The 22,801-nt window shown below is 72.2% G+C and carries 12 protein-coding genes; 5 read left to right on the top strand and 7 right to left on the bottom strand.

What is annotated here, in order from left to right:
* Positions 1–57: 57 nt before the first annotated feature.
* From FF096_RS10170 to FF096_RS10155, 4 genes are all read right to left on the bottom strand, one after another.
* Positions 58–1,002 (bottom strand): acyltransferase domain-containing protein, encoded by a 945-nt coding sequence (locus tag FF096_RS10170; protein ID WP_309223024.1) that lies wholly within the window; start codon positions 1,000–1,002, stop codon positions 58–60.
* A 162-nt stretch (positions 1,003–1,164) separates the two neighbouring features.
* The gene (locus tag FF096_RS10165) at positions 1,165–2,907 is read right to left on the bottom strand and encodes an ABC transporter ATP-binding protein (protein ID WP_155216629.1); all 1,743 of its coding nucleotides are present in this window, start codon (positions 2,905–2,907) and stop codon (positions 1,165–1,167) included.
* Positions 2,904–4,580 carry an ABC transporter ATP-binding protein gene (locus tag FF096_RS10160; protein ID WP_155216627.1) on the bottom strand — a complete coding sequence of 559 codons (1,677 nt, stop codon included), beginning with the start codon at positions 4,578–4,580 and terminating at the stop codon, positions 2,904–2,906. Before FF096_RS10160 ends, FF096_RS10165 begins: the two co-directional genes overlap by 4 nt.
* Positions 4,581–4,705: 125 nt before the next feature.
* On the bottom strand, positions 4,706–6,061 hold the full coding sequence (locus tag FF096_RS10155) for a condensation domain-containing protein (protein ID WP_196222502.1): 1,356 nt from the start codon (positions 6,059–6,061) through the stop codon (positions 4,706–4,708).
* A gap of 188 nt (positions 6,062–6,249) precedes the next feature.
* Here FF096_RS10155 and FF096_RS10150 point away from each other — a divergent pair, with 188 nt between their 5' ends.
* From FF096_RS10150 to FF096_RS10135, 4 genes are read left to right on the top strand one after another with little or no spacing between them, the layout of a single operon-like run.
* Positions 6,250–11,757 carry a non-ribosomal peptide synthetase gene (locus tag FF096_RS10150; RefSeq protein ID WP_309223023.1) on the top strand — a complete coding sequence of 1,836 codons (5,508 nt, stop codon included), beginning with the start codon at positions 6,250–6,252 and terminating at the stop codon, positions 11,755–11,757.
* On the top strand, positions 11,754–13,244 hold the full coding sequence (locus tag FF096_RS10145) for an AMP-binding protein (RefSeq protein WP_309223022.1): 1,491 nt from the start codon (positions 11,754–11,756) through the stop codon (positions 13,242–13,244). The genes FF096_RS10150 and FF096_RS10145 overlap by 4 nt, the downstream gene beginning before the upstream one ends.
* 29 nt (positions 13,245–13,273) lie before the next feature.
* Positions 13,274–16,375, top strand: coding sequence for an amino acid adenylation domain-containing protein (locus FF096_RS10140; protein ID WP_309223021.1), 3,102 nt, complete (start codon positions 13,274–13,276; stop codon positions 16,373–16,375).
* Positions 16,376–16,377: 2 nt separating this feature from the next.
* Entirely contained in the window at positions 16,378–16,656 is a 279-nt protein-coding gene (locus tag FF096_RS10135) for an acyl carrier protein (RefSeq protein WP_155216623.1), read from the top strand.
* Positions 16,657–16,746: 90 nt separating this feature from the next.
* Here FF096_RS10135 and FF096_RS10130 read toward each other — a convergent pair whose 3' ends face one another.
* Genes FF096_RS10130 through FF096_RS10120 form a run of 3 tightly spaced genes read right to left on the bottom strand, consistent with a single transcriptional unit; the run spans position 16,747 to position 20,296 of the window.
* Positions 16,747–18,879, bottom strand: a complete 2,133-nt coding sequence (locus FF096_RS10130) for a CotH kinase family protein (protein WP_309223020.1) — start codon at positions 18,877–18,879, stop codon at positions 16,747–16,749.
* Positions 18,870–19,700, bottom strand: coding sequence for a polyphosphate polymerase domain-containing protein (locus tag FF096_RS10125; RefSeq protein WP_155216621.1), 831 nt, complete (start codon positions 19,698–19,700; stop codon positions 18,870–18,872). The genes FF096_RS10130 and FF096_RS10125 overlap by 10 nt, the downstream gene beginning before the upstream one ends.
* Complete coding sequence (locus tag FF096_RS10120; protein WP_155216619.1) at positions 19,697–20,296, bottom strand: DUF4956 domain-containing protein; 600 nt, start codon at positions 20,294–20,296, stop codon at positions 19,697–19,699. Before FF096_RS10120 ends, FF096_RS10125 begins: the two co-directional genes overlap by 4 nt.
* A gap of 605 nt (positions 20,297–20,901) precedes the next feature.
* Here FF096_RS10120 and FF096_RS10115 point away from each other — a divergent pair.
* Entirely contained in the window at positions 20,902–22,593 is a 1,692-nt protein-coding gene (locus FF096_RS10115; protein WP_309223019.1) for a cellulose binding domain-containing protein, read from the top strand.
* The last annotated feature ends 208 nt before the right edge of the window (positions 22,594–22,801 follow it).

The raw sequence follows: 22,801 nt of genomic DNA, 5'->3' as shown, positions 1-22,801 counted from the left end.
GGCGCGGATCCCACTCGGGGTCCGCGCCCGGTCCGTGCCGACCGGACGGCGTTGGGACTACATCGGGAACCGGCCGCTGCGCCACTGCCAGTGCCGACCGGCCTTGAGGTGGTCGATGACCGCGCGCTGGAGGACGGTGTCGCGCGGCAGCTCGTCGAGTGGTGTGGTCAGGCTGCGGAACACGAAGCGCAGCACCTCGGTGTCGGCGTCCAGCCCTTCCGGCTCCTCGTAGGGCGCCAACTCGAACCGGCGCTGGAACTTCACGATGTTGGAGTCCTCGGGCAGGTACTCCCGCAACTGCGGGTCGAGCAGCCACGATCCGCAGGCGAAGTCCGTGTAGTGCTCGTCGGGGAAGTGGCGCGGGAAGAACTCCCGCGCCTCGTCCAGTGACGCGTCGATCGCCGCCGGGGTGAGCGGTCCCGACTCGGGGATGTGCAGGCTGACGGCGTCGACGCCCCGGTGGTGCTGGAGCCGCCCCAACTCGTAGACGCTGCCCCGGGCGTGCAGCGTCAACCAGCTCTGCATCACCGGCCAGCCCTCACGGCGCATCCGCCGGTCGATCGCGAGGTTGCGGCCCAGGTCGGCGAGGGTCGCCCAGGAGACGGCGTCGGGGATGTCGTGGTCGCGGTGGTAGTCCCGGACCACGTCGACGAGGGCCAGGTACGCGTACACGTAGAGGTGTCGCCAGGCGGGGCCCCGCTCGCGCGGCAGCGCCGGCCCGGGCGGCAGCCATTCGTGCCCGCCGAGGTCGGCGCGGACCAGGGCGATCGAGCGGTCGAGCAGCCAGCGTAGCTCCGGGGTCCACAGTGTGGAGTCGGGGTCGGGCCAGCCGGCCATGATCTCGGCGGCGTCGTCCGGGCGTACCGCGAGCCGGTCGAGCAGCGCGGGCGCGTCGGCTCTGTCGGGCACCGGTGCCGACGGGTGGTCAGCGGCGAGTCGGTGTACGCGTTCGATCTCCTCGACGGGTACGCCGAGACGGGTGGCGATGACGTCCAGGTCCACGCGGACGACCCTAGCGCAGCGACCTGCCCCAACCGCACTGAGCGCAACCGTTGACGGGCGGCGTGACCGCGATGATCAGGTGGGCCGGTTGGTCGCCGGCGTCGCCGGGCGGGAGGTGGCCGTGGAGCACCTCCAGGTCACCGCGGCTGAGGCGGGTGCGCCTCAGCGTCGCCAGGCCGACCAGAGTTCGGCGTACCGGCCGCCGGCCGCCACCAACTCGTCCGGCGCGCCGAGTTCGACGATCCGGCCGTGCGCCATCACCGCGATCCGGTCGCAGGTGTGCGCCTGGCTGAGCCGGTGCGCGACCACCACGGCGGTGCGGCCCCGGATCAGGGCGGCGCTGGCCTGTTCGAGTTCCCGTGCGCCCGCGCTGCCGGCCTCGGCGCTGGCCTCGTCGAGAACGACGACCGGCGGGTCGAGCAGGGCGATCCGGGCCAGCGCCACCTGCTGCGCCTGACCGGCCGTGAGTGGGTGTTCGCCGTCGCCGACCCGGGTCGACAGCCCGTCCGGTAGGGCGTCGACCCACCGGTCGGCGCCGACCAGCCGCAACGCGGCGTGCAGATCCTCGTCGGTGGCGTCCGGCGCGGCCAGCCGCAGGTCCTCGGCGAGGGTGCCGGCGAAGACGTGGACCTCCTGGGTGACCACGCCGACGGTGCGGCGCAGCTCGACCGGCGGCAACTCGTCGATCGGGCGGTCGGCCAGCCACACCTCGCCCTCGGCGGCGGGGAAGACGCCACCGAGGATGGCCGCGAGGGTGGTCTTGCCGGCGCCGCTCTCGCCGACGATCGCCAACGACTCACCCTCGGCGATCTCGATCGAGACGTCCCGCACCACGGCGGGACCACCGGGGTAGCGGTGCCACACCGACTTGGCGGTGATGCCGGTCGGCCGCCGCTGCGGCACCGGTCCGGTCGGCCGCGTCGCGGGCACGTCGAGCCCGGTGATGCCGACCAGCCGGGCGAGCGCCGCACCGGCCGACTGGATGTCGTTGAACGAGATCAGCAACAGACCGAGCGGGCCGAAGAGGCGGTGGAAGAGCAGCGCCGCGGCGGTGACGTCGCCGACGCTGCTGTCGCCCGCGCGCACCAGGAGGAAACCGGTGAGCAGTACGGCGGTCAGCCCGAGCGCCTCCGCGTAGTTCATCGTGTTCGCGAACCAGAGGAAGCCGCGCACCGCGCGCAGCCGCGCCACGACCGCCTGCTGGGAGGTCTGCTCGACCCGTCGGCTCTGCCGCTCCTGCATCCCGTAGGCGTGCACCGTCCGGGCCCCGGTGAAGGTGGTCAACAGGCTCTGGGTCCGCACCGCGGCGGCTTCCCGCTCGGCGGCGTACAGCCGTTTCGCCTGAGGCACGAAGCGGCGCAGGCTCAGCACGTACACCGGGAACACGACCAGGAACGCCACGGCGATGCGCCAGTCGAGCGTGGCGAACCCGGCGAAGGTGATGACCACGGTGACCAGCGCGGTGAAGATCCCTGCCGCCAGCCGTACCGAGTCGGTCACCCGCTCCACGTCCTCGGTGACCCGCGAGGCCACGTCACCGGACCCGGCGCTCTCCAACCGGGTCGCGTCCATTCGCAGCGCCCGGTCGAGCACCTCCTCGCGCAGATCGGCGCAGGCGCGCATCCCCCACTCGGTGACCAGCCAGTTGGCGGCGCCGGTGAGGGCCGCGGCGGCCAGGCCCGCGCCGAGGATCAGCCCCGAGGTCAGCAGCAGTGATTCGACGGTGCCGCCGGTCACCACCAGGTCGACCAGCCGACCGAGCAGGATGGGCACGCCGACGGCGGCGACACTCGCGGCCGTGGCCGCCGCGATCGAGGTCCAGGCCAGCAGCGGGTAGCGGCGCAGCGCACGCCAGAAGGCGGTGAGCGTCGTCCGCCCGGACGCGACCGGCAGGATCGCGGTCATCGCAGCACCACCTCCGCGTACGACGACTCGGCGAGCAGGTCGCGGTGGCGTCCCACGGCCACCACCCGCCCGTCCCGGAGGAAGACGACCCGGTCGCAGCGGTCGAGTAGCGGTGCGCTGGTGGTGACCAGCACGGTCGCCCGACCGTCGCCGGCCCGGTGGGCGCGGATGCCGTCGGCGATGGCGTGCTCGGTGACCGCGTCGATCGCCGTGGTCGGGTCGCGGAAGACGGTGACCGGCCGGTCGGCCAGCAGTGCGCGGGTCAGGGCGAGCCGTTGCCGCTGGCCGCCGGAGAGGTTCAGACCGTGGTCGACCAGTTCGCGGTCGAACCCGGCGTCGTCGGCGAGGAGGTCACCGACGGAGGCCGAGGTCATCGCGGTACGCAGGGCGGCGTCGTCCCGGTCGTCGCCGGTCTGGAGCACCTCGCGCAGGGTGGTGCCGAACAGGTCGACCCCGTGCGGTTCGACCAGCACTGCCCGGCGCAGCGAGGTGACGTCCAGCTCCCGCATCGGCGTGCCGGCCAGGCGCACCTCCCCCCGGTCCGGCGACCGGGCACCGGCGAGCAGTTCGGTGACGTCGTCGGCGGTGCCGGTCTCCCCGGTGACGATGCCGAGCAGCTCACCGGGGGACACCACGAGGTCGACGCCGTCCAGGCCAGGGGTGTGCACCGCGTCGAAGGTCAACGTCCCCGGCCGGGCCGTACGCGTGCCGGACGGCACCCGCTCCGGGGCGGCGAGCACCTCGGCCACACGGGCCGCGCTGGCCCGGGCCGTGGCCAACCGGAAGACGCAGTCGGCGAGGTTGAGCACCGGATCGGTGAGGAAGGTGGCCAGGCCGACGATCGTGATGAGTTGCCCGACTGTGATCCGCCCCTCCAGGGCGAACCAGCCGGCCAGCGCGGCCACCACGGTGATCAGCAGGCCGGTGGTGAAGGTGGAGGCGCCGATGAACGTGGCACCGGCCTTGACCGTGCTGACGCCGGCACGCAACGAGGTCCGGCTGGCCGAGCGGTAACGGCGTACGGCCTCGTCGACGCCGCCGAAGCCACGCAGCGGTCGGAGCCCGCGCAGCAGGTCCGACGCCGTGGCGGCGGCCCGGCCGACCGCCTGCTGCTGGGCGGAGGTGCGGCGGCCCACGACCGGCCCGAGCGCGTTGAGCCCGAGCACCAGGATCGGCACGCCCACCACCAGACCGAGCCCGAGCAGCCAGTCGATCCGGAGCAACACCACCGTCGACACCGTCAGACCGATGAGCGCGCTCACGCCCCGGGTGCCCAGTTCGAGAAGTTCCGCGGCGGCCTGGGTGTCGGAGGTGGCGATCGAGAGCAGTTCCCCGCTCTGGCGGCTGGTCCGGATCCCCTGCCCACCGACCACGCGCCGGACCACCCGCATCCGCAACTCGTGGGACACCTGGGTGACCGCCCGGGACAGGAACCAGAAGCCGGACCGCCAGCCCATGGTGAGCGCGGTGAACAGCGCGAAGATGCCCAGTACGGACCAGGCCATGGCCGCACTCGACCCGGTTCCGACGGCCTGGTCGATGACCAGACCGATGGCCACCGGGACGAGGGCCTCGCACACCTGGTGCAGCGACCAGAACGCGGCACACAGGGCGGTGTCGCGGCGCTGCCGCCAGAACATCCGACGGATCAGTCGCCCCGTGGTCTGTGTCATGCCCCCGCCTCACGTACCGAGTCAGGGCAACCTAACCTGCCGTCCTCGTCCGACGCCATTTCGTGTCACCGACGCCACCGGGGCGGCGGAGCCCGGGGCACCCCAGGTGGGGCGCCCCGGGGCGGTCAGGTCGTGCCGGTCGCCGGTGACCACGGCCACGGCACGTCGGCGAAGGCTGCGGTGACCAGGAGTTCCTCCATGCCGCGCAGGAACGGCTCGATGGTGTCCACGGCGAGGTGACGGGTGTCGGCGGTGAGCGTGATCCCCACCCCGTCCGGTTCGTCGACCACGTGGGCCAGCAGGTGCCAGGACGCCTGGTGCAGCCCGGCGGTCCAGGAGAAGCTGCTGCGCTCCGTCGCGGCACGCAGGCCGGCCGGGGTCGTCTCCGGCACGGTGGCCTCGCCTCCGACCGGCAGCCGTACGTCGTTGAAGTAGTGGTGTGGCAGGAACGCGCGCTCGAAGTCCACCCCCTCGGCCTCGAAGGCCCGGCGCAGCTCCGCCGGTTCGTAGTAGGCGTGCCGCAGCCCGCCGAGGGAGGCGGCCCAGACGCGGGACAGCACCTCGGAGAAGTCGGGACGGCCGGTCAGGTCGATCACGCAGAAGCCGATCTGCCCCAGGTTGGCCACCGCGTTCGCGTACTCGGCGCGGAACCGGTTGTGGGCCATCGGGAACAGGCCGCTGAGTTCGCGCCCGGAGCCGCGTACCGCCATCACCTGGTACGCCGCCGCCAGCACGGCGGAGACGCTGACCCGCTGTCGGGCGGCGATCAGCCGGGCCGCCGTGTCGACGGCGGAGGAGACCAGCACACCCCGGCGCAGCGGCGGGTCCAGACCGGGCCCGGTCGGGGTCAGCGGTGTCTGGGGGAGTCGCCGGAACTCCCGGAGCCAGTGCCCGACGGACCGTTGCGAGCGGCGGCGGTCGGGGCCGTGCTGCAACCGGGCCACGTCCACCGACTGCGGGCCCGGCGGCGTGGGCAGCCCGCCGCGCAGCAGGAGCAGCCGCAGGTCCCGCAGCACCAGTTCGGCGGCGTACGCGTCGACGGTGGTGTGGCTGAACACCACGACGACCTGCCGTACCCGGTCGTCGACGGTGACCAACGCGATCCGCAGCGGCCATTCGGCGGTGTGGTCGAAGGCCACGTCACCGAGGCGGTTCGCGGTGTCCCGGGCGGCGTCGGCGCCGTCGCCGTCGCCGACCCGCAGCAGTATCGGCAGCACTCCGGCCGCCGCTGTCTCCTGGTGCGGCTCATCGCCGAGCACGCGCAGCCGGGTGCGCAGCGCGGAGTGCCGCCCGACCAGCGCGCTCACCGCCCGCACCGCACGGTCCACGTCCACCCCGGCCCGCGCGGACACGGCGACGGTACGGCGCAGGTTGAGGAACCGGTGGTTCGAGCCGAACCGGACGAGTGACCGCCACAGCACCTGCTGGGCCCAGGTCGGCGGTGCGGTCCCGCCGTCGGTGGCGGCGAACTCGGCGGGCACCAGCGTCTCCGCGGCCCACCCGGTAGGAATGACCACATCGGCGAAGCGCATTCCCGACGGTACGACGAGCCGTTTCGGCAGCGGATCGATCGATCGAGTCTTACACAGTGGACCGATCAGCCGATCCAAGGCGTTGCACACGAGATGCAGACTACTGACTCCTGTCCGTCACCGGAGGGAGGCGCTGCGTGACCAACGTTGACGTACCGACGCGGAACGCCACCATGTCGCCGAATGCCATCAACCCGGCCGGAACCCCCCGACTGTCGTTCGGCCAGGAGCGGATCTGGTTCACCGAGCAGCTCACTCCCGGCACCGCCGCTTACGTCATCCACGCCACGGTACGGCTGCGCGGCCCACTGGAGCTGGACCTGTTACGGGCCGCCGTCGACGCCACCGCCGCCCGGCACGACAGCCTGCGCATGCGGTTCACCGAGAACGCCGACGGCGAACCCGTCGGGCACGTGCTGCCGTCGGTGCGGGTACCGGTGACCGTCGCCGCCGTGTCGTCGCAGTCCCAGGCCCGCGACCTGGTGGCCGCCGCCGTGCACACCCCGTTCGACCTGGCCGTCGCTCCCCTGCTGCGGGTACTCGTCGTCCCGCTCGGCGAGCACGACCACCTGGTGCACGTCGCCATGCACCACATCGTCAGCGACGGCTGGTCGCTGGACCTGCTGTTGCGGGAGATCGCCGCCACCTACGGCGCGCTGCGCGACGGCACTCCCGCGCCGCAGACGCCGACGACCCGCTACGTCGACTACGCGGCGTGGCAACGCGACCGCCTCGACGGGCCGGCGACCGGCGACGGCTTCGCCTACTGGCGGCAGGCTCTGGCCGGGGTGCCTCCGCTGGAGCTGCCCACCGACCGGCCCCGCCCGGCTGTGCAGTCCTACGCCGGGGACACCTGCCGGTTCGCCTTCGACGCCGAGCTGACCGACGCGCTGCGCCGGCTGAGCCGTACCCACCGGGCCACCCTCTACATGACCCTGCTCACCGGCTTGCAGGCGGTGCTGTTCCGGTACAGCGGCCAACGCGACTTCGCCGTCGGTTCACCGGTCGCCGGTCGGGTGGTGCCCGAACTGGAGAACCTGATCGGTCTATTCGTCAACACCCTCGCCCTGCGCGCCGACCTGTCCCCGGTCGCCGCGAGCGCCGACACCCCGGCGACCGAGGTGAGTTTCGCCGCGCTGCTGCGGCGCACCCGCACCACCGTCGTACGCGCCCTGGCCCACCAGGAGATCCCGTTCGAGCGCCTGGTCGCCGAACTCAACATGCCCCGGGACGTCAGCCGCACCCCGGTCTTCCAGGTGCTGTTCACCCTGCAGAACTACGCACAGGACAGCGGCAGCTGGCCCGCCGGGTTCAGCGCCGAGGGGGTCGGCACCGACGCCGCCAGCGCCCGGTTCGACCTGTCGCTGTACGTCGGTGAGCGGGCGGACGGACTGCGTGGCATGTTCGTCTACAACACCGACCTGTTCGACGCGGCCACCGTACGGCGGCTGGCGGCGAGCTTCGAGACACTCCTGCGGGCCGCGGTCGCCGACCCGGACCTGCCCGTGGTCGACCTGGACCTGCTCACCCCCGCCGAGCGGGAACGTACGGTGGCCCTCGGCTGGCCGGAGCGCGACGACGTGGTCGGCGTGACCGGTTCGGCGCGGACCCTGGCCGACCTCATCGCCCCGCACGTCGCCGCGACCCCGCAGGCTCCGGCCGTGACGTGTGGCCCCGACACCGTCTCCTACGAGGAGTTGGACACCCGGGCCAACCAGCTCGCCCACTGGCTGCGTACCCGGGGCATCGGCCCGGACCGGCTGGTCGGTGTCCTGCTGGAGCAGTCGGTCGACCTGGCGGTGACCCTGCTCGGCGTGCTACGGGCCGGCGGGGCGTACCTGCCGCTGGACCCGGAGCAGCCCACCGGGCGGCTCGGCCTGATGCTCGCCGATGCCCACCCGACCCTGGTGCTCACCAGTGGCGGGTTGGGTGACCGGCTACCCGACGAGGTGCCGGTGGTCGACCTGGACGAGGTCGACGTGGCGAGCCGACCCACCGACCCGCCACCGGCCACCGCGACCCCCGACCACCTCGCGTACGTCATCTACACCTCCGGTTCCACCGGCACCCCCAAGGGCGTGGCGGTGCCGCACCGGCAGGTGTTGCGGTACCTGGACGGGGTCGCCGACCGCCTCGCGGTGGTGCCGGCCGCCCGGTACGGGCTGATGCAGTCGATGTCGTTCGACTTCAGCGTCACCGTCTTCTACCTGGCCCTGGCTACCGGCGGCACGGTGCGGCTGCTGCCGCGTCGGTGCACCGGCGCGGAACTGGCCGAGGCGCTACGCAACCACCGGATCGACTACCTGAAGATCACCCCCTCGCACCTGGCCGCCCTGACCGCCGACGCCGCCGTGGCGGACCTGCTGCCGAGGCGCGCGCTGATCCTCGGCGGTGAGCCGTCCGATCTGGGCCGGACACGCCCGCTGGCCGCCGTCGGTCGAGCCCGGGTGGTCAACCACTACGGCCCCACCGAGGCGACCGTCGGTGTCACCACCTACGAGGTGAGCACCGACGGGCCGGACAGCGGGCCGGTGCCCGTCGGCAGACCCCTGCCGCACGCCCGGGTGTACGTGCTCGACGAGCGGATGCGTCCGGTGCCGGTCGGCGTGCCCGGCGAGCTGTACCTCGGTGGTGACCGACTCGCCCGGGGCTACCTCGGCCGCGGCGACCTGACCGCCGAGCGGTTCGTACCCGACCCGTACGGCCCACCGGGCGCGCGCCTGTACCGCACCGGGGACCTGGGCCGCTGGCGCTCCGACGGGAACCTGGTCTTCCTCGGCCGCCGGGACCATCAGGTGAAGATCCGTGGCTACCGGGTCGAACTCGGTGAGATCGAGGCCGCGCTGCGGGACTGCCCCGGTGTGGCGCAGGCGGCGGTGCTGCTGCGTGCCGACCGGTTGGTGGCCTACCTGGAGCCGCTGCCCGGCGAGACCGTCTGGGAACCGGCGCGGCTGCGTCGCCACCTGGCCGACCGACTCCCCGAACACATGCTGCCCAGCCGCTGGGTCCACCTGGACCGGTTGCCGTTGCAGGCACACGGCAAGGTGGACCGGCGGGCCCTGCCCGACCCGACCGACGAGCCACCGACCGGTGCGCGGGTGGCCCCCGACGGGCCGGTGGAGATCCTGGTCGCGGGGATCTGGCGGGACGTGCTCGGTCTCGACGAGGTCGGGGCCACCGACGACTTCTTCGACCTGGGCGGGCACTCTCTGCTCGCCACGCAGGTGGTGGCCCGGTTGCGCCGGGAGCTGCCCGCCGTGGTGGCCGGGACCGCGCCGACGGTCAGCGTGATGGACCTGTTCCGGCACCGCACCGTACGCGACCTGGCCGGTCTGGTCGCCGGGGACGCCGGGGGCAGCGTGGGCCTGTTGCACGAACTGACCCCGCCGATGCCCGCCGCCGCGCGGACCGCCACCCTGGTCTGCGTCCCCTACGGCGGTGGCAGCGCCGTGGTCTACCAGCCGTTGGCCGACGCGCTGCCGCCCGGCTACCGGCTGCTGTCGGTGGCGGTGCCGGGGCACGACATCGGCCTGGCGGACGACCCGGCACCCCTCGACGAGGTCGCCGCCGAGGTGGTCGCCGAGGTGCTGGAGCGGGCTCCCGGGCCACTGATCCTGTACGGACACTGCGGCCCCGGCGGAGCCCTGGCGGTGGAGGTCGCCCGGCGGTTGGAGGCCGCCGGGCGGGAGCTGACGGCTGTCTACCTCGGCGCGGTCTTCCCCTTCGGGCGGCCCACCGGCGGCCTGCTCGGGCCGCTGCTGCGGCTGCGTTTGGCCGAACGGCTGCGCAGTGACCGGATCTACCGCACCTGGTTGCAGGCGCAGGGCACCAACGTCGGATCGCTCGCTGCGGACGAGGTCCGGTTCCTGATCCGCGCGATGCGGCACGACGCCGAGGTGTCCGAGGAGTACTTCACCGAACTCATGCGGCAACGGGTGACTCCGCTGCGCGCCCCGATCGTCTCGGTGGTCGGTGAGCGCGACCGCAGCACCGACTTCTACGAGGAACGCTACCGGGAGTGGCACTTCCTCACCGACCGCACCGCGCTCGCCGTGATCGACGAGGCCGGACACTACTTCCTCAAGTACCGGGCCGCCGAGCTGGCCGAGATCGTCACCGGCGCACACCGCCGGCTCGACGATCCGGCTTCCGCCGGAACCGACCGGCCCCCGGTGACCGGCGCGCCCCCCGCGTGGCAGCTCGCCGGGGTGTCCCGACACGACCGGGCCGAGGCATCCGAGGCGCGGACGGCGGTCGATGCCGCGCCACCGCCGAGCCTGCGCCGCTTCGGCATGGTCGCCGCCGGTCAGATCCTCTCCGGCCTGGGCACCGCGCTGACCACCTTCGCCGTACCCCTGTGGATCTACACCCAGACCGGCTCGCTCGCCCGGTTCGCCCTCTTCGCGGTGCTCGCGCTGATGCCCGGCCTGCTCGTCGCCCCGCTGGCCGGTGCCGTGGTCGACCGCTTCAGTCGACGCCGCGTCCTGTTGGCCGCCTGCGCCGCGGCGGGCAGCGCCGTCGCGGTGATGGCCACGCTGGTGCTGGTCGACCGGGTCCAGGTGTGGCACTTCTACCCGTTCACCGCGTGGCTGTCGGTGGCGTTGGCCTTCCAACGGTTGGCCTTCGTCTCGGCGGTGCCGCAGTTGGTGCCCAAGCGTTTCCTCGGGCACGCCAACGGCCTCGCCCAGACCGCCGTCGGCCTCACCCAGTTCACCGTGCCGCTGCTCGCCGTGGCGTTGCTGCAAGCCGTCGGACTGCGCGGCATCCTGCTCATCGACGTCGCGTGCTACCTGTTCGCGCTCGGCGTGCTGGCCGCCGTGACGTTCCCTCGTACGCTGGCGCTGCGACGCCGGGAGGGCATCGGCGCGGAGATCCTCGCCGGGCTGCGTTACTCGCTGCGGCGCCGGCATTTCCGCGCCATGCTGGCGTTCTTCGCGGCGCTGAACTTCTTCCTGTTCCCCGTGCTGTTCCTGGTCTCCCCGCTGGTGTTGGGCTTCGCCGAGTTGGACCAGGTGGCGCAGGTGGCGCTGACCGGCGGGATCGGCGCGGCGACCGGCGGCCTGGTCATGCTGGTCTGGGGCGGCCCGCGTCGCCGCCGGATGCGGGCGGTGCTGTTCGGCACCCTCGGCATCGCGGTGGCGGCCGTGGTCACCGGGCTACGACCGAATCTGCTGGTCATCGGTGCCGGCGCGTTCGGCATGTACCTGGCGCTCGGCATCGTCAACGGCGTCTACAACACCATCATCCAGACCAAGGTGCCGCCGCGCGTCCACGGCCGGGTCTTCGCGCTCAACCAGATGGTCGCGCAGTCCACCCTGCCACTGGGCTGGGGACTCGTCGCACCGGCCGCCGCCCGGGTGGTGGAACCGATGCTGCTCGCCGACGGTCCGCTCGCCGACACCGTCGGCGTGGTCATCGGCGTCGGTCCGGGACGCGGACACGGGCTGCTCTACGTGCTGTTCGGCGTCTGCATCGCGTTGACCGCGTTGGTGTCGCTGGCCACGCCGGTGCTCGCCCGGTTCGACGACGAGGTACCCGACGCCCCGCCGGACGACCTGATCGGCCTCGAGGAACGCCGCGCGAGGACCGGCGGTGTCGAGGGCGAACCGGCACCGGCCACGGCGTCCGGGGTGGGCCGGTCGTGAGAGCCACCACCGTCCGTACCGTGCCCGACCTGCTCGACTGGCGCACCGCCGTGCATCCGGACCGGGTGGCCGTCGAGGTGCACGGCGTGGCCACGCTGACCTTCGCCGAATGGTCCGCCGGTGCGCGTTCGGTCGCCGCCGCCCTGAGCGCCCGAGGGCTGCGGCCCGGCGACCGGGTGGGCCTGCTGTTCGGCGCCCGGGACTGGACGTCGTTCGCCGTGGCGTACTGCGGGGTGCTGCGGGCCGGTGGGGTCGCCGTCCCGCTGTCCGACCGGCTCGCCGCCGGACAACTCGGGTACGCGTTGACGCACTGCGCGGCCACCGCCGTCGTCCACGGCGACAGCACGCCGGCACCGGCCGTGCCCGCCGCGACACCGGTGTACGGCTGCGGTGAACTGCTCGCCGAGGTGCCGACCGCCCCCGCCGTGACCATGCCCCGCCCCACCGACCTGGCGCAGATCCTCTACACCTCCGGCACGACCGGGCGACCCAAGGGCGTCGCGGCCAGCCACGCCAACCTCACCGCCGGTGCCCCGAACCATCCGCGTCGGCTGGCCCTCGGCCACTCGGAGAAGTTCCTGCACGCCTTCGCCATCGGCACCAACGCGGGCCAGACGATGCTGCTCAACGCGCTCACGGCCAAGGCCACCGCGCTCACCCTGCCGCGCTTCACCCCGGCCCGGTTCGCCCGGCTGATCGAGGCACCCGGGACCGGGACGCTCTTCGTCGTCCCGTCGATCGCCCACGAACTGCTCGACTCCGGGGCACTGGAGGGCCGCCACACCGGCGGCGTACACCTGATCGGCTCCACCGCCGCGCCGCTGGCACCGGCGGTCGCCGCCCGACTGGCAGCGACCTTCCCGACCGCCACGATCGTCAACTACTACACCTCCACCGAAGCGGCACCGGCCCAGACCACGATGGTGTACGACCCGTCGCGGCGGGACTCGGTCGGCCGGCCGCTCGGCGGCCGGTTGATGGTCGCCGACGCCGACGGGACACCACTGCCTCCCGGCAGCACGGGCGAGGTCTGGCTGCGCGCCCCGCACCCGCGCTCCTACTACCGCGACGACGCCGCCAACCGGGCCACCTTCCGCGACGGCTGGGTCCGGATGGGCGACATCGGTCGCGTCGACGCCGACGGCTACCTGTATCTCACCGACCGGCATCAGGACGTCATCAAGACCGGGGCGTTCAAGGTCTCCACCCTGGAGGTCGAGGCGGCGCTGCACGAACATCCGCTGGTCGCCCAGGCGGCGGTGGTGGGCGTGCCGCACCCGGTGCTCGGCTCGGCTGTCGCCGCGGCCGTCGTACCCCGACCGCACGCCGACCCGGACGGCCTCTCCCTGCCGGCACTGCGCGGATTCCTCGCCGACCGGCTGGCCGACTACCAGTTGCCGGCCCGGCTGCTGCTGCTGGACCAGTTGCCCCGCAACGAGGGCGGCAAGGTGCTCAAGCGGCAGCTCACCGACCTGTTCGACGACTGACCACCACCAGCACAACCCAGGGAGCGCATGTGGGCACCGCCGAGGCGACATACGCACAGCACGCCGTCTGGTTCACCGAGCAGGCCGGGGTCGCCGGCACCGCGTACCACATGGCGCTGGGCATCCGGTTCGCCGCTGACCTCGATCGCAAGGCACTCGTCGCCGCGTGCGTCGCGTCGACCGAGCGGCATCCGATCCTCCTCGCCCGGGTCACCGGCGACGACGACGGCGCTCCGCGTCTCGCCCCCTCCGACAGCCGTTCGTCGGTCACCTTCGGCGAGTTGACCGAGGCGCGTATCACCGAGGAGATCGCCCGGCCGTACGACCTGCGCACCGGCCCGCTGGCCCGGTTCACCCTGTTGTCCGCCGCCGACGGCACCCACCTGCTGCTGGTCACGGCACACCACCTGGCCTTCGACGGCATGTCCAAGGACGTGCTGGTCCGGGAGCTGGCCGAGGCGTACGCGGCGGCCCGTGACGGCGCACCGCTCCGCACCGCTCCGCCCGCCGACGGGTACGCCGGTCTCGCCGCCGCCGAACAGCACCGCGTCGCCGCCGACCTGCCCGCCGCCCGCGCCTACTGGGCACGGCACTGGACCGGCCCGCAGCCGGTGGTGCTGCCCGGCCTGCGTCGCTGCCCGACCGGTGCCGAGCCGGGGGTCGCGGTCGCCGTCGACCTGCCGGCCGAGGTGACCGACGGGCTCGACCGGGCAGCCCGGTCGCTCGGGGTGACTCGCTTCGAACTGCTCTTCACCGCGCTGCACACGCTGCTCGGGCGGTACGGCAACGGCGCGATCCCGCTGGGGGTGTCACTGTCCACCCGGACCCCGGACCAGGCCGACCGGATCGGGTTGTTCGTCAACGAACTGCCGGTGACCGTCGACCCGGCCGAGGGCACCTTCGGTGAGCACGCACGCGCCGTTCGGGCCCGGCTGCGCGAGGTCTACCGCCATCGTGCGGTTCCGCTGACCCACGCGGTGCCCGGTCTGCGGCCGACCCCGGCGGTGACACCGGTCAGCATCGGCTACCGGCGGCGCGGCGCGGAGCCGACCTTCCCCGGGGTGGCCAGCCAGGTCGACTGGACCATGTTCTGCGGGGCCGCCCGCAACGCCCTGCACGTGCAGATCGTCGACGCATCCACCGGGCTCACGATCAGCCTCCAGCACACTCCGGCGGCGATCGACACCGAGGCGGTACGCCGGGTCGGTGACCACCTGCGGACCCTGCTCGCCGCGGCGGTCGCCGACCCCGACCGACCGGTGGCCGACCTGCCGGTGCTGCCCGCCGACGAGTTCGACCGGGTCACCACCGGCTGGGACGACACCATCCGCGCCTATCCGCAGACCACGGTGACCGCCCTGTTCGCCGCCCGGGTCGCGGCGGCGCCGGACGCCCCGGCACTGGTCGACGGCGACCGTACCCTCAGCTACGCCGAGGTGGACGCCGCCGCCAACCGGCTCGCCGAGGTCCTCCGGCAGCGCGGGGTGGGGCCCGGCGCGCTGGTCGCGGTCGCGCTGGACCGGTCCTGGCAGGCGGTGGTGACCCTGCTGGCGGTGCTGCGTCGCCGGGCCGCGTACCTGCCGATCGATCCGGCGCATCCACCGGCCCGGCAGGAGATGGTGCTGGCCGACGCCGAGCCGGCCCTGGTGGTCACCCGCACCGAGGGCCGGTCGACCCGGCCAACGCTCGCCCTCGACCGGCTCGACCTGCTCGACGGCCCGCAGCCGCCGCCTCCCGCCGAGGAACCGACCACGCGGGACCTGGCGTACGTGCTCTACACCTCCGGCTCGACCGGGCGGCCCAAGGGCGTGGCGGTACCCCACGGCGCGTTGGCGAACATGCTGCTCGGCGTGCGTGACCTGCTGGGCAGCGGACCGACGGACCGGTGGCTGCACCTGACCTCGCTGTCGTTCGACATCTCCACGGTGGAGGTCTTCCTGCCGCTGGTCACCGGCGGCCGGGTGGTCGTCGCCTCGGGGATCAGCGCCCTGGACGGCCCGGCCGTGCTCCGCCTGCTCCACGCCGCCGGAGTGACCCACGCACAGGCCACCCCGTCGGGTTGGCGGGTCTTGCTGGAGGCCGGTCTCGGCACCACCGCTCCGACCGGCGAGGGCACCACGGCGTCGCCACTGGTGGCGCTCACCGGCGGCGAGGCGCTGCCGGTCACCCTCGCCCGCAAGTTGCGGGCCCGCACCGCTCGACTGGTCAACGGGTACGGCCCGACCGAGGCGACCGTCTACGCGACCATGGCCGAGATCCCGGCCGAGGTCGACGAGGTCACCATCGGACGGCCGCTGCCGAACGTGCGGGCGTACCTGCTGGACGCCGCGGGCCGGCCGGTGCCGGTCGGGGTGCCCGGCGAGCTGTACCTGGGCGGTGCCGGGCTCGCCGACGGCTACCGGGGGCGCGTCGACCTGACCGCCGAGCGGTTCGGACCGGACCCGTTCGCACCGCCCGGCGGTCGGCTCTACCGCACCGGTGACCGCTGCCGCTGGCTGCCGGACGGGCGGATCGAGTTCCTCGGCCGCCTCGACGACCAGGTCAAGGTCAGGGGACACCGGATCGAGCTGGGGGAGGTCGACGCCCGACTGCTGGAGCACCCGGACGTGGTCGGCGCGGCCACCGTGCTGCGGGAGGACGCGGGGGAGGCGTCGCTGGTCGCGTACGTGGTGTGCCGGGCCGGTGTCGTCGTGACCCCGGCCGAACTGCGTCGGCACCTGACGCTGAGCCTGCCGCCCGCCGTGCTGCCCAACGCCTACGTGGTGCTCGACCGGCTGCCGCTGAACCCGAACGGCAAGGTGGACCGGGCCGCCCTGCTGGCCTCGACGGCTCCGGCGGTGGACCCCGGGCCGGTCGCCTCGGCGTCGCCCACCACCGGTGACCCGGCCGAGACGGACGACGACCCGGTGGTGTCACAGCTGCGGCTCATCTGGCAGGAGGTGCTGCGCATCCCCGACATCGGCGTGCACGAGGACCTGTTCGACCTGGGTGGGCACTCGTTGCACATCACCCGGATCAGCGGCCGGATCCAGCAGCGGCTCGGTGTGGAGGTGCCGCTGGACGCCTTCTTCGACACCCCGACCATCGCCGAGATCGCGGAGGTCGTCCGTACGTCCGGAAAGGAGTCCTGAGCATGACCGCCACCGAACGGCGCGTACGGATCGCGGAGCTGGTCAGCGCGGCCACCGGCGGTGCCGTCGCGGTCGACGACGTCCTCTCCGGCGAGTCCATGATCGCCCTGGGCGTCGACTCGCTCGCGCTGCTGCGTCTGGTCGACGCCATCGAGCTGGAGTACGGGGTGGAGGTCGAACTGGCCGGCGGTGGCCGCGCGGTGGACAGCGTCGACGACGTCGTGGCGTTGCTGGCCGACCAGGACGATCGGGCCACGGCACCCGGCACCCGAGAGGTCTGATCTGACCGGGAACCGCCCGGCACCAGAGCGACACTGGTCTGGTGCCGGGCAGGCCGCCCGGACAGGTCCTGTGGGTGGGTGCGTGGTTCGTCAGCCGGCCGTGCAGGTCAGCGTCGGTGTGCTGGGCGTGCCGCTGGTGGAGCCGAGGAAACCGAACGTGGTGCTGGCACCCGCGCCGAGACTGCCGTTGTAGCTGACGTTACGAGCGGTCACCGTCGATCCCTGACTGGTGACGGTCGCGTTCCACGCCTGGGTGACCGTCTGACCGGCCGGGTAGGTCCAGGTCACCGTCCACCCGGTGATCGGCGAACTGCCCGCGGTGACCTGAACCTCGCCCTGGAAGCCACCTGCCCACTGGTTGACCACCGTGTAGGTCGCGGTGCAGCCACCTGCGGTGGGCGGCGGCGTGGTCGTCGGCGGCGTGGAGGGCGGGGGAGTCGTCGGCGGGGGCGTGGTGGGCGGCGGCGTGGTCGGCGGGGGAGTGGTCGACCCGCCCCAACCGGCGGTGGAGTCGAGCCAGGCCGCCCGGCGCAGCATCCAGTCCCGCATGAAGTCGACCTGCCCCTGCCAGGTCGGCGCGGTCGGCGTGATGAACGGCCCGACCATCCGGCTGCTCAGGTTGGGCCAACGCTGGAAGTTGCGCTGCGCGGCGGCCGTCAGCGGTGCGCTGAGCTGGTTGACCAGGGACTGCAGCGACGCGTCCGAGAGCAGACCCTGACGCAACGACTGCCAACGTAGCCGTACCTCGTTGACGAAGGCCGGGTCGCGCATCAGCTGCGTGTACCAGTCGTTGGCCAGCGGCTGGCGGATCTGCTGGTACTGCCAGCCGGCGATCTGGTCGTTCTGGAAGAAGCCACCCACCCCGAAGCTGAGGTCGTAGTCCCAGAGCGGACCGGCGAAGATCTTGGTGTCGCGGTCCTTGTAGAAGTATGCGCTGCGGATGTACGAATCCATCTCCCGGCTCAGTTCGTTGATGATGAGCTGGTCGATGAAGGAGTCCACGTCGATGTACGCCCGGTAACCGGTTGTCGGGTCGGCGAAGTTCGGTGCTCGTAGCACGTTGTGGAACTCCTGGATGTGGTTGCGCAACCAGTCACGCTGCTCGGGTTGCAGCGGCGACGGATCGGCGACCTCCAGGTAGTTCCAGCAGGTCGCCGTCGGGCCGGTGCAGGGCAGGGTGGGCTCCTCGGCCGCCATCCACTCGAACTTCCAGATGTAGCCGCCGGTGATCCTCGGCAGGGTCCGGTCGTCCTCGCGTAGCTGCTTGAGGTCGAGACGGTTCTTGGAGTTCTTGATCGTCTCCACGATCATGTAGACGCCCATGTAGTCGTCGGCCCCGACCGGTCCGGCGTCGGTGTTCAGGTAGAACTCCGCGAAGGCGTACCGGGGCGCGGGCAGACCCATCTGCCGCCCGAGGTCGTAGATGAACGCGTCGCGGATCAGGGACTTGTCGCTGAACGGCCCGCGCAGCACCCAGTCGGAGTCGGCCGGCATGCCGAGCACCGGGTAGTCGGCGTCATCGTCGTCGTTGTCCCAGAATTCGATGCGGAACGGTGTCTTGTCGAACATCGACGACGACTGCCCGCGCAGCCGGAACCCGGCCCGGGTGGCCACGGCGGGCGCGGCGGCCAGGGAGGTGCTGCCACCGTTCGGTTCGAAGATCATCGTGGTGGAGTCGAAGTACTGCCGGTCGGGTCGGCCCGCGCCGTACGAGTCGATCAGGATGATCGGCAGGTCGTGTGCGGCGCTGGTGTTGCGGGCCACGTACATGGCGGTGCCGGGCGCGCCCGAGGCGGTCTGTCCGACGAACGCCTGCGCCCGCAGCTGGGTCGTACGGGTGAACCGCAGCGCCGATCCGGAGTAGAGCGGCGACTGTGCGTTCGGCAGGCTTCCGTCGGTGGTGTACCGGATCTGGGCGCCGCTGACGGTGGTGGTCAGCGACACCGAGACCTCGCCGGAGAAGGTACCGCTGGGTACGGAGAAGCCGATGTCGCCGACCAGGTCGTCGGCGGCCTCGGCAGCCGCCGCGGTGTCCGCGGCGGTGCGGGCGGCCTCGGCCTGGTCGACCCGGGTACTGGAACTGGACGTGTCGGCGACGGGTTCAGCGCCGGCCGGTGTGGGCGACGGGACGAGGATCCCGGCGACCAGCACGGCGACGGCCGCGACCCCCGCGATGCGCAGGGGTGCCGCCGAGGTGCCGGCGCTGCGGTCGGTCAGACGCACGATGCCTCCTGTACGGGACGGTGGGTGGTGGCGGTCGGTGCCGTGCCCACCGACGTCGTGGTACGGAAGTGGCGGCGCAGTGTGCGACGCCAGGGCGCGTCCGGCAGCTCCGGACGTAGCGCGGCCAGACCTGTGGCGTACTTGGAGATGCGGGCGGGCCGCAGCCCCTGTTGCCACAGCATCCGGTCGGCGGGTGACGCGGCGGCGCTGGTCTTGGTCTCGACCACGGCCAGGGCGGGCAGTTGCAGGGACGCGTCACCGGCCTGCCAGGCGAGTTCGGTGTCGATGGTGACCCGGCTGGCGGTTGCCGGCAGCAGCAGCGTGGCCCGTCGGTAGGCGGTGACCAGCACCGGGTCGAGCACGCTGCCGGCGGGCGGGCAGATCGCCTCCCGCACCAGCGCGTCCTCGACGAAGTCCTGACCGGGGCCGACGGTGGTGCGATGGCGCGGGTCGTACGGCAGCCGGTGCTTGGTGATGCTGTCCCGCGCTCCGCTGATCTTGACTTCGAGCCAGCACTGGGCCGAGTCGAGGTAGGTGCGGGTGCGTACCTTGAAGCGGCGTCGCCGCCGGTAGGCCGCGCCGTGATAGCTGACCAGCCTCGCGGTGTCGAAGTACACCGACTCGTAGCGGAAGCTCCGCGCGCCGTCGATGTCCAGCACCCGTGCGTGCGGCACGAGCTGCTCCAGCAGGTGCGGCAGTCGGTCGAGTGGGACGAGGTACTTGCGGTCCACCCTGGTCTGCAACGCGGCCCGCTCGATGAGTTCGGTCAGGCCGATGGGGTCCATGTGGGTCAGCGGCGCGGTGATCGCCTCGGTGCTCATCGGTTGGCTCCCGCCTGTGCCGGGGCGGGCGTGGCCCGGGTGGCGCGGCCGTTGACCGAGTATCGGACGTCGACCACGGTGGTTTCGTTGACCATGTCGAGTCGTTGCACGGTGGCGACGTGCACGCGTGCGCCGAGCAGCTGTTCCAGCTGGGCGACGAGGGTCACGTGGTCGGTCACGGCCGAGTCGAGCACCATGATCTGGTGCCGGTAGTGACGGAGCAGCCGGGGATGGTCGCCCAGGAACATCACCACGAGGATGAGGGCCATCAACCCGGCGCTGAGCCAGACCGAGGTGGTGCTCAGCGCGCCGAGGATGCCCAGGGCCAGCGCTGAGAAGTAGTACGCGACCTCGTGCTGGTCAAGCTCCGTCGACCGCAGGCGAATGATCGACAGTACGCCGAACAGCGCCAGCCCGAGCCCGAGCCCGGCACCGACGTTGCTGGCGCTGAGCGCGCTCGCCACCGCGAGGACACCGACGTTGACGCCGAGGTAGGCGACGACGAGGTCACGGCGGCGGTGTCTCGGGAAGTAGAGCCCGAAGACGAGCAGCACCACCGCGCCGATGTCGATCGCGAACAGGATGAGCTGCGACATCTGCTGTCTTCCTCCTGGGTCCTGTCGCGCCGGCCCGACACCGTCCCTCGTCGGCACGAGTTGCGACCAGCCGACCGAACGCGACCGAAAATCTCGGTAAACTTACGACAACTATTCCGAGAATATAGGCAGAACAATCGAATCAGGTCAATGGTTGCGCGGGGGTTGACGTGGGCTTCGTGTGTGCCGCCCCCACCCCGGTCCGCCGATTCGGGTCGACGTCACTGGTCAGCGCGTGATTGGGGGCGGTGCGAGCCCAAACATCGAGCACGACGAATGCAAAAAGGTGAGATCCGATCGCCGCTCGCCGTGCTGGCGGTCGCTTGCCCCCGGGTTGCGGTCGGTGAGCGCCTTGGCGCGCTCCGATCATCCGGGTGCGCCTCGCGCGGTGCTGAGGTCGGTCGGCTCGGAATGATGTCGGCTTCGCGCGCGATCGGTGGCGGCAGGTCGTGATCGATTGTCCCGCTGTCGGATCGGTCGCCGAAAATCACCGAAACCATATTGACATGTTTCGCTACCTGGGTCGAAACTTCCCCTCAACCGCCTATCGATGTACCTCGATTCTGCTGGTTGTCCCTGCGCTGCCTGCCCCGAAGAGGTTCTCCGTGATCACGAAGCTGGGCCGTTCCCGGACCCGCGTGACGGTCGTCGTGCTGGCGGTGACGGCACTCACCCTTACCGCGTCATGGCTCGTGGCACCGGCCGACACGGCCCGGGCCACCGCCCGGCTAGCGGCCGTCTCGCCGGTGGAGGACGAGGGGGCCGACTGCCCCACCCCGGATCCTGGCTCGACCACGGCCAACTCCCGACTGCCCGACCCCTTCCGCAAACCCGACGGGAGTCGGATCACCACCAAGGCGGACTGGCGCTGCCAGCGCGCCGCCACCAAGCAACTCGCGCAGCGGTACGTCTACGGTGACAAGCCGGCGAAACCGCAGACCGTCAGCGGCACCGTCTCGAACACCTCCATCACGGTGAACGTGGCGCACAACGGTCGCAGCGCCAGCTTCTCGGCGAGCGTGCAACTACCCAGCAGTGGCACCGCGCCCTATCCGGCCGTGGTGGTGCTGGGCGGGTTCGGTGCCGACACCGCCACCATTCGGGCCGCCGGCGCTGCGGTGATCAGCTACGACCCGCTCGCGGTGGGACGCGAGGGCACCCCCCGCAACAACAAGCAGGGTGCCTTCTACACCATCTACGGCTCGTCCAGCAGTAGTGGACTGTTGGTCGCCTGGGCCTGGGGCGTGAGCCGGATCATCGACGTCATCGAGCAGTCCGGTGGCGGCATCCTGCGCGCGGACGCGACCGGTGTCACCGGGTGCTCCCGCTACGGCAAGGGCGCCTTCGTGACCGGGGCGTTCGACCAGCGCATCGCCCTGACCATGCCCATCGAGTCGGGCAGTGCCGGTTCGCCGATCTTCCGGGGCATCCCGGGCGAGTCCGGTTCTCAGCCGCTGAGCAGCGCGTACGGTGAGCAGCCGTGGCTCGGTGACGCCTTCGGCTCGTACACCGGCAACCCGGCCAACCTGCCGGTGGACACCCACCAGACGGTGGCCATGGTGGCCCCGCGCGGATTGTTCATCATGGACAATCCGCACATCGACTGGCTCGCAGCGCGTTCGTCCAGCGTCGCGGCGCTGGCCGGCGCGGAGGTCTACCGGGCGCTCGGCGCGGGCGACAACATCACCTACTGGTCGGACGTCCAGGACGGCACGCACTGCGCCGCCCGGTCGGAGTGGCGGACCCCGTTGCAGCAGCACATCCAGAAGTTCCTGCACAGGACGGGCAGCTCGGCGGGCGTCTTCCGGATCTCCAGCCGTAAGGCCGGCAGCCTGCCCGAGTGGCGGGACTGGCAGACCCCGGTCCTCGCCGACAGCCCGACCACGCCTGCGCCGACCACGCCTGCGCCGACCACGCCTGCGCCGACCACGCCCCCGCCGCCGACCACGCCCCCGCCGACCACGCCTGCGCCCACGACTCCGCCGCCGAGCACGCCGCCGCCGAGCGGTGCCTGCACCGCGTCGGTGTCGGTCGACCAGTGGACGGGCGGCTTCGTCGCCACCGTGCGGGTCACCGCCGGCCCGGCCCCGGTCAACGGCTGGACGGTTGCCATGACGCTGCCCTCCGGCGTCAGCGTCACCAACGCCTGGAACACCCAGCGCAGCGGCTCCAGCGGCGCGGTCACCTTCAGCAATGTCACCTACAACGGGTCCATCTCCGCCGGCGGGTCGACCGAGTTCGGTTTCCAGGGCACCGGCACCGCCGGCACGTTGAGTCCCACCTGTACCGCCGGGTAGTACCGACAGCACCGACCCCACCACTGGGCGCGACGGCGAACGCCGTCGCGCCCAGTCATGCTCCGAAACTTCCGAGGAAACTTCCGGAAATCATTGACGTGCGTGAAATCCCGCTGCAATACTTCGGCCCCGTAAGGGCGCTGCGAACCATTAGCCCGGATCGCGTCGTCAATCAAGTCCGCACCCAAAAGTCCGGATTCATGCTGCC

It is taken from the genome of Micromonospora sp. CP22 (genome assembly GCF_009712475.1).
Taxonomy (GTDB): Bacteria; Actinomycetota; Actinomycetes; order Mycobacteriales; family Micromonosporaceae; genus Micromonospora.
The sequence above is the reverse complement of the archived record's forward strand: the minus strand, read 5'-3'. Positions and strand labels throughout refer to the sequence as shown.

What these genes read in the sequence shown, in the direction of transcription:
- FF096_RS10165 (WP_155216629.1), bottom strand. Translation starts at nt 2,907, where the DNA reads ATGACCGCGATCCTGCCGGTCGCGTCCGGGCGGACGACGCTCACCGCC.
- FF096_RS10120 (WP_155216619.1), bottom strand. Translation starts at nt 20,296, where the DNA reads ATGTCGCAGCTCATCCTGTTCGCGATCGACATCGGCGCGGTGGTGCTG.
- FF096_RS10135 (WP_155216623.1), top strand. Translation starts at nt 16,378, where the DNA reads ATGACCGCCACCGAACGGCGCGTACGGATCGCGGAGCTGGTCAGCGCG.
- FF096_RS10125 (WP_155216621.1), bottom strand. Translation starts at nt 19,700, where the DNA reads ATGAGCACCGAGGCGATCACCGCGCCGCTGACCCACATGGACCCCATC.
- FF096_RS10160 (WP_155216627.1), bottom strand. Translation starts at nt 4,580, where the DNA reads ATGACACAGACCACGGGGCGACTGATCCGTCGGATGTTCTGGCGGCAG.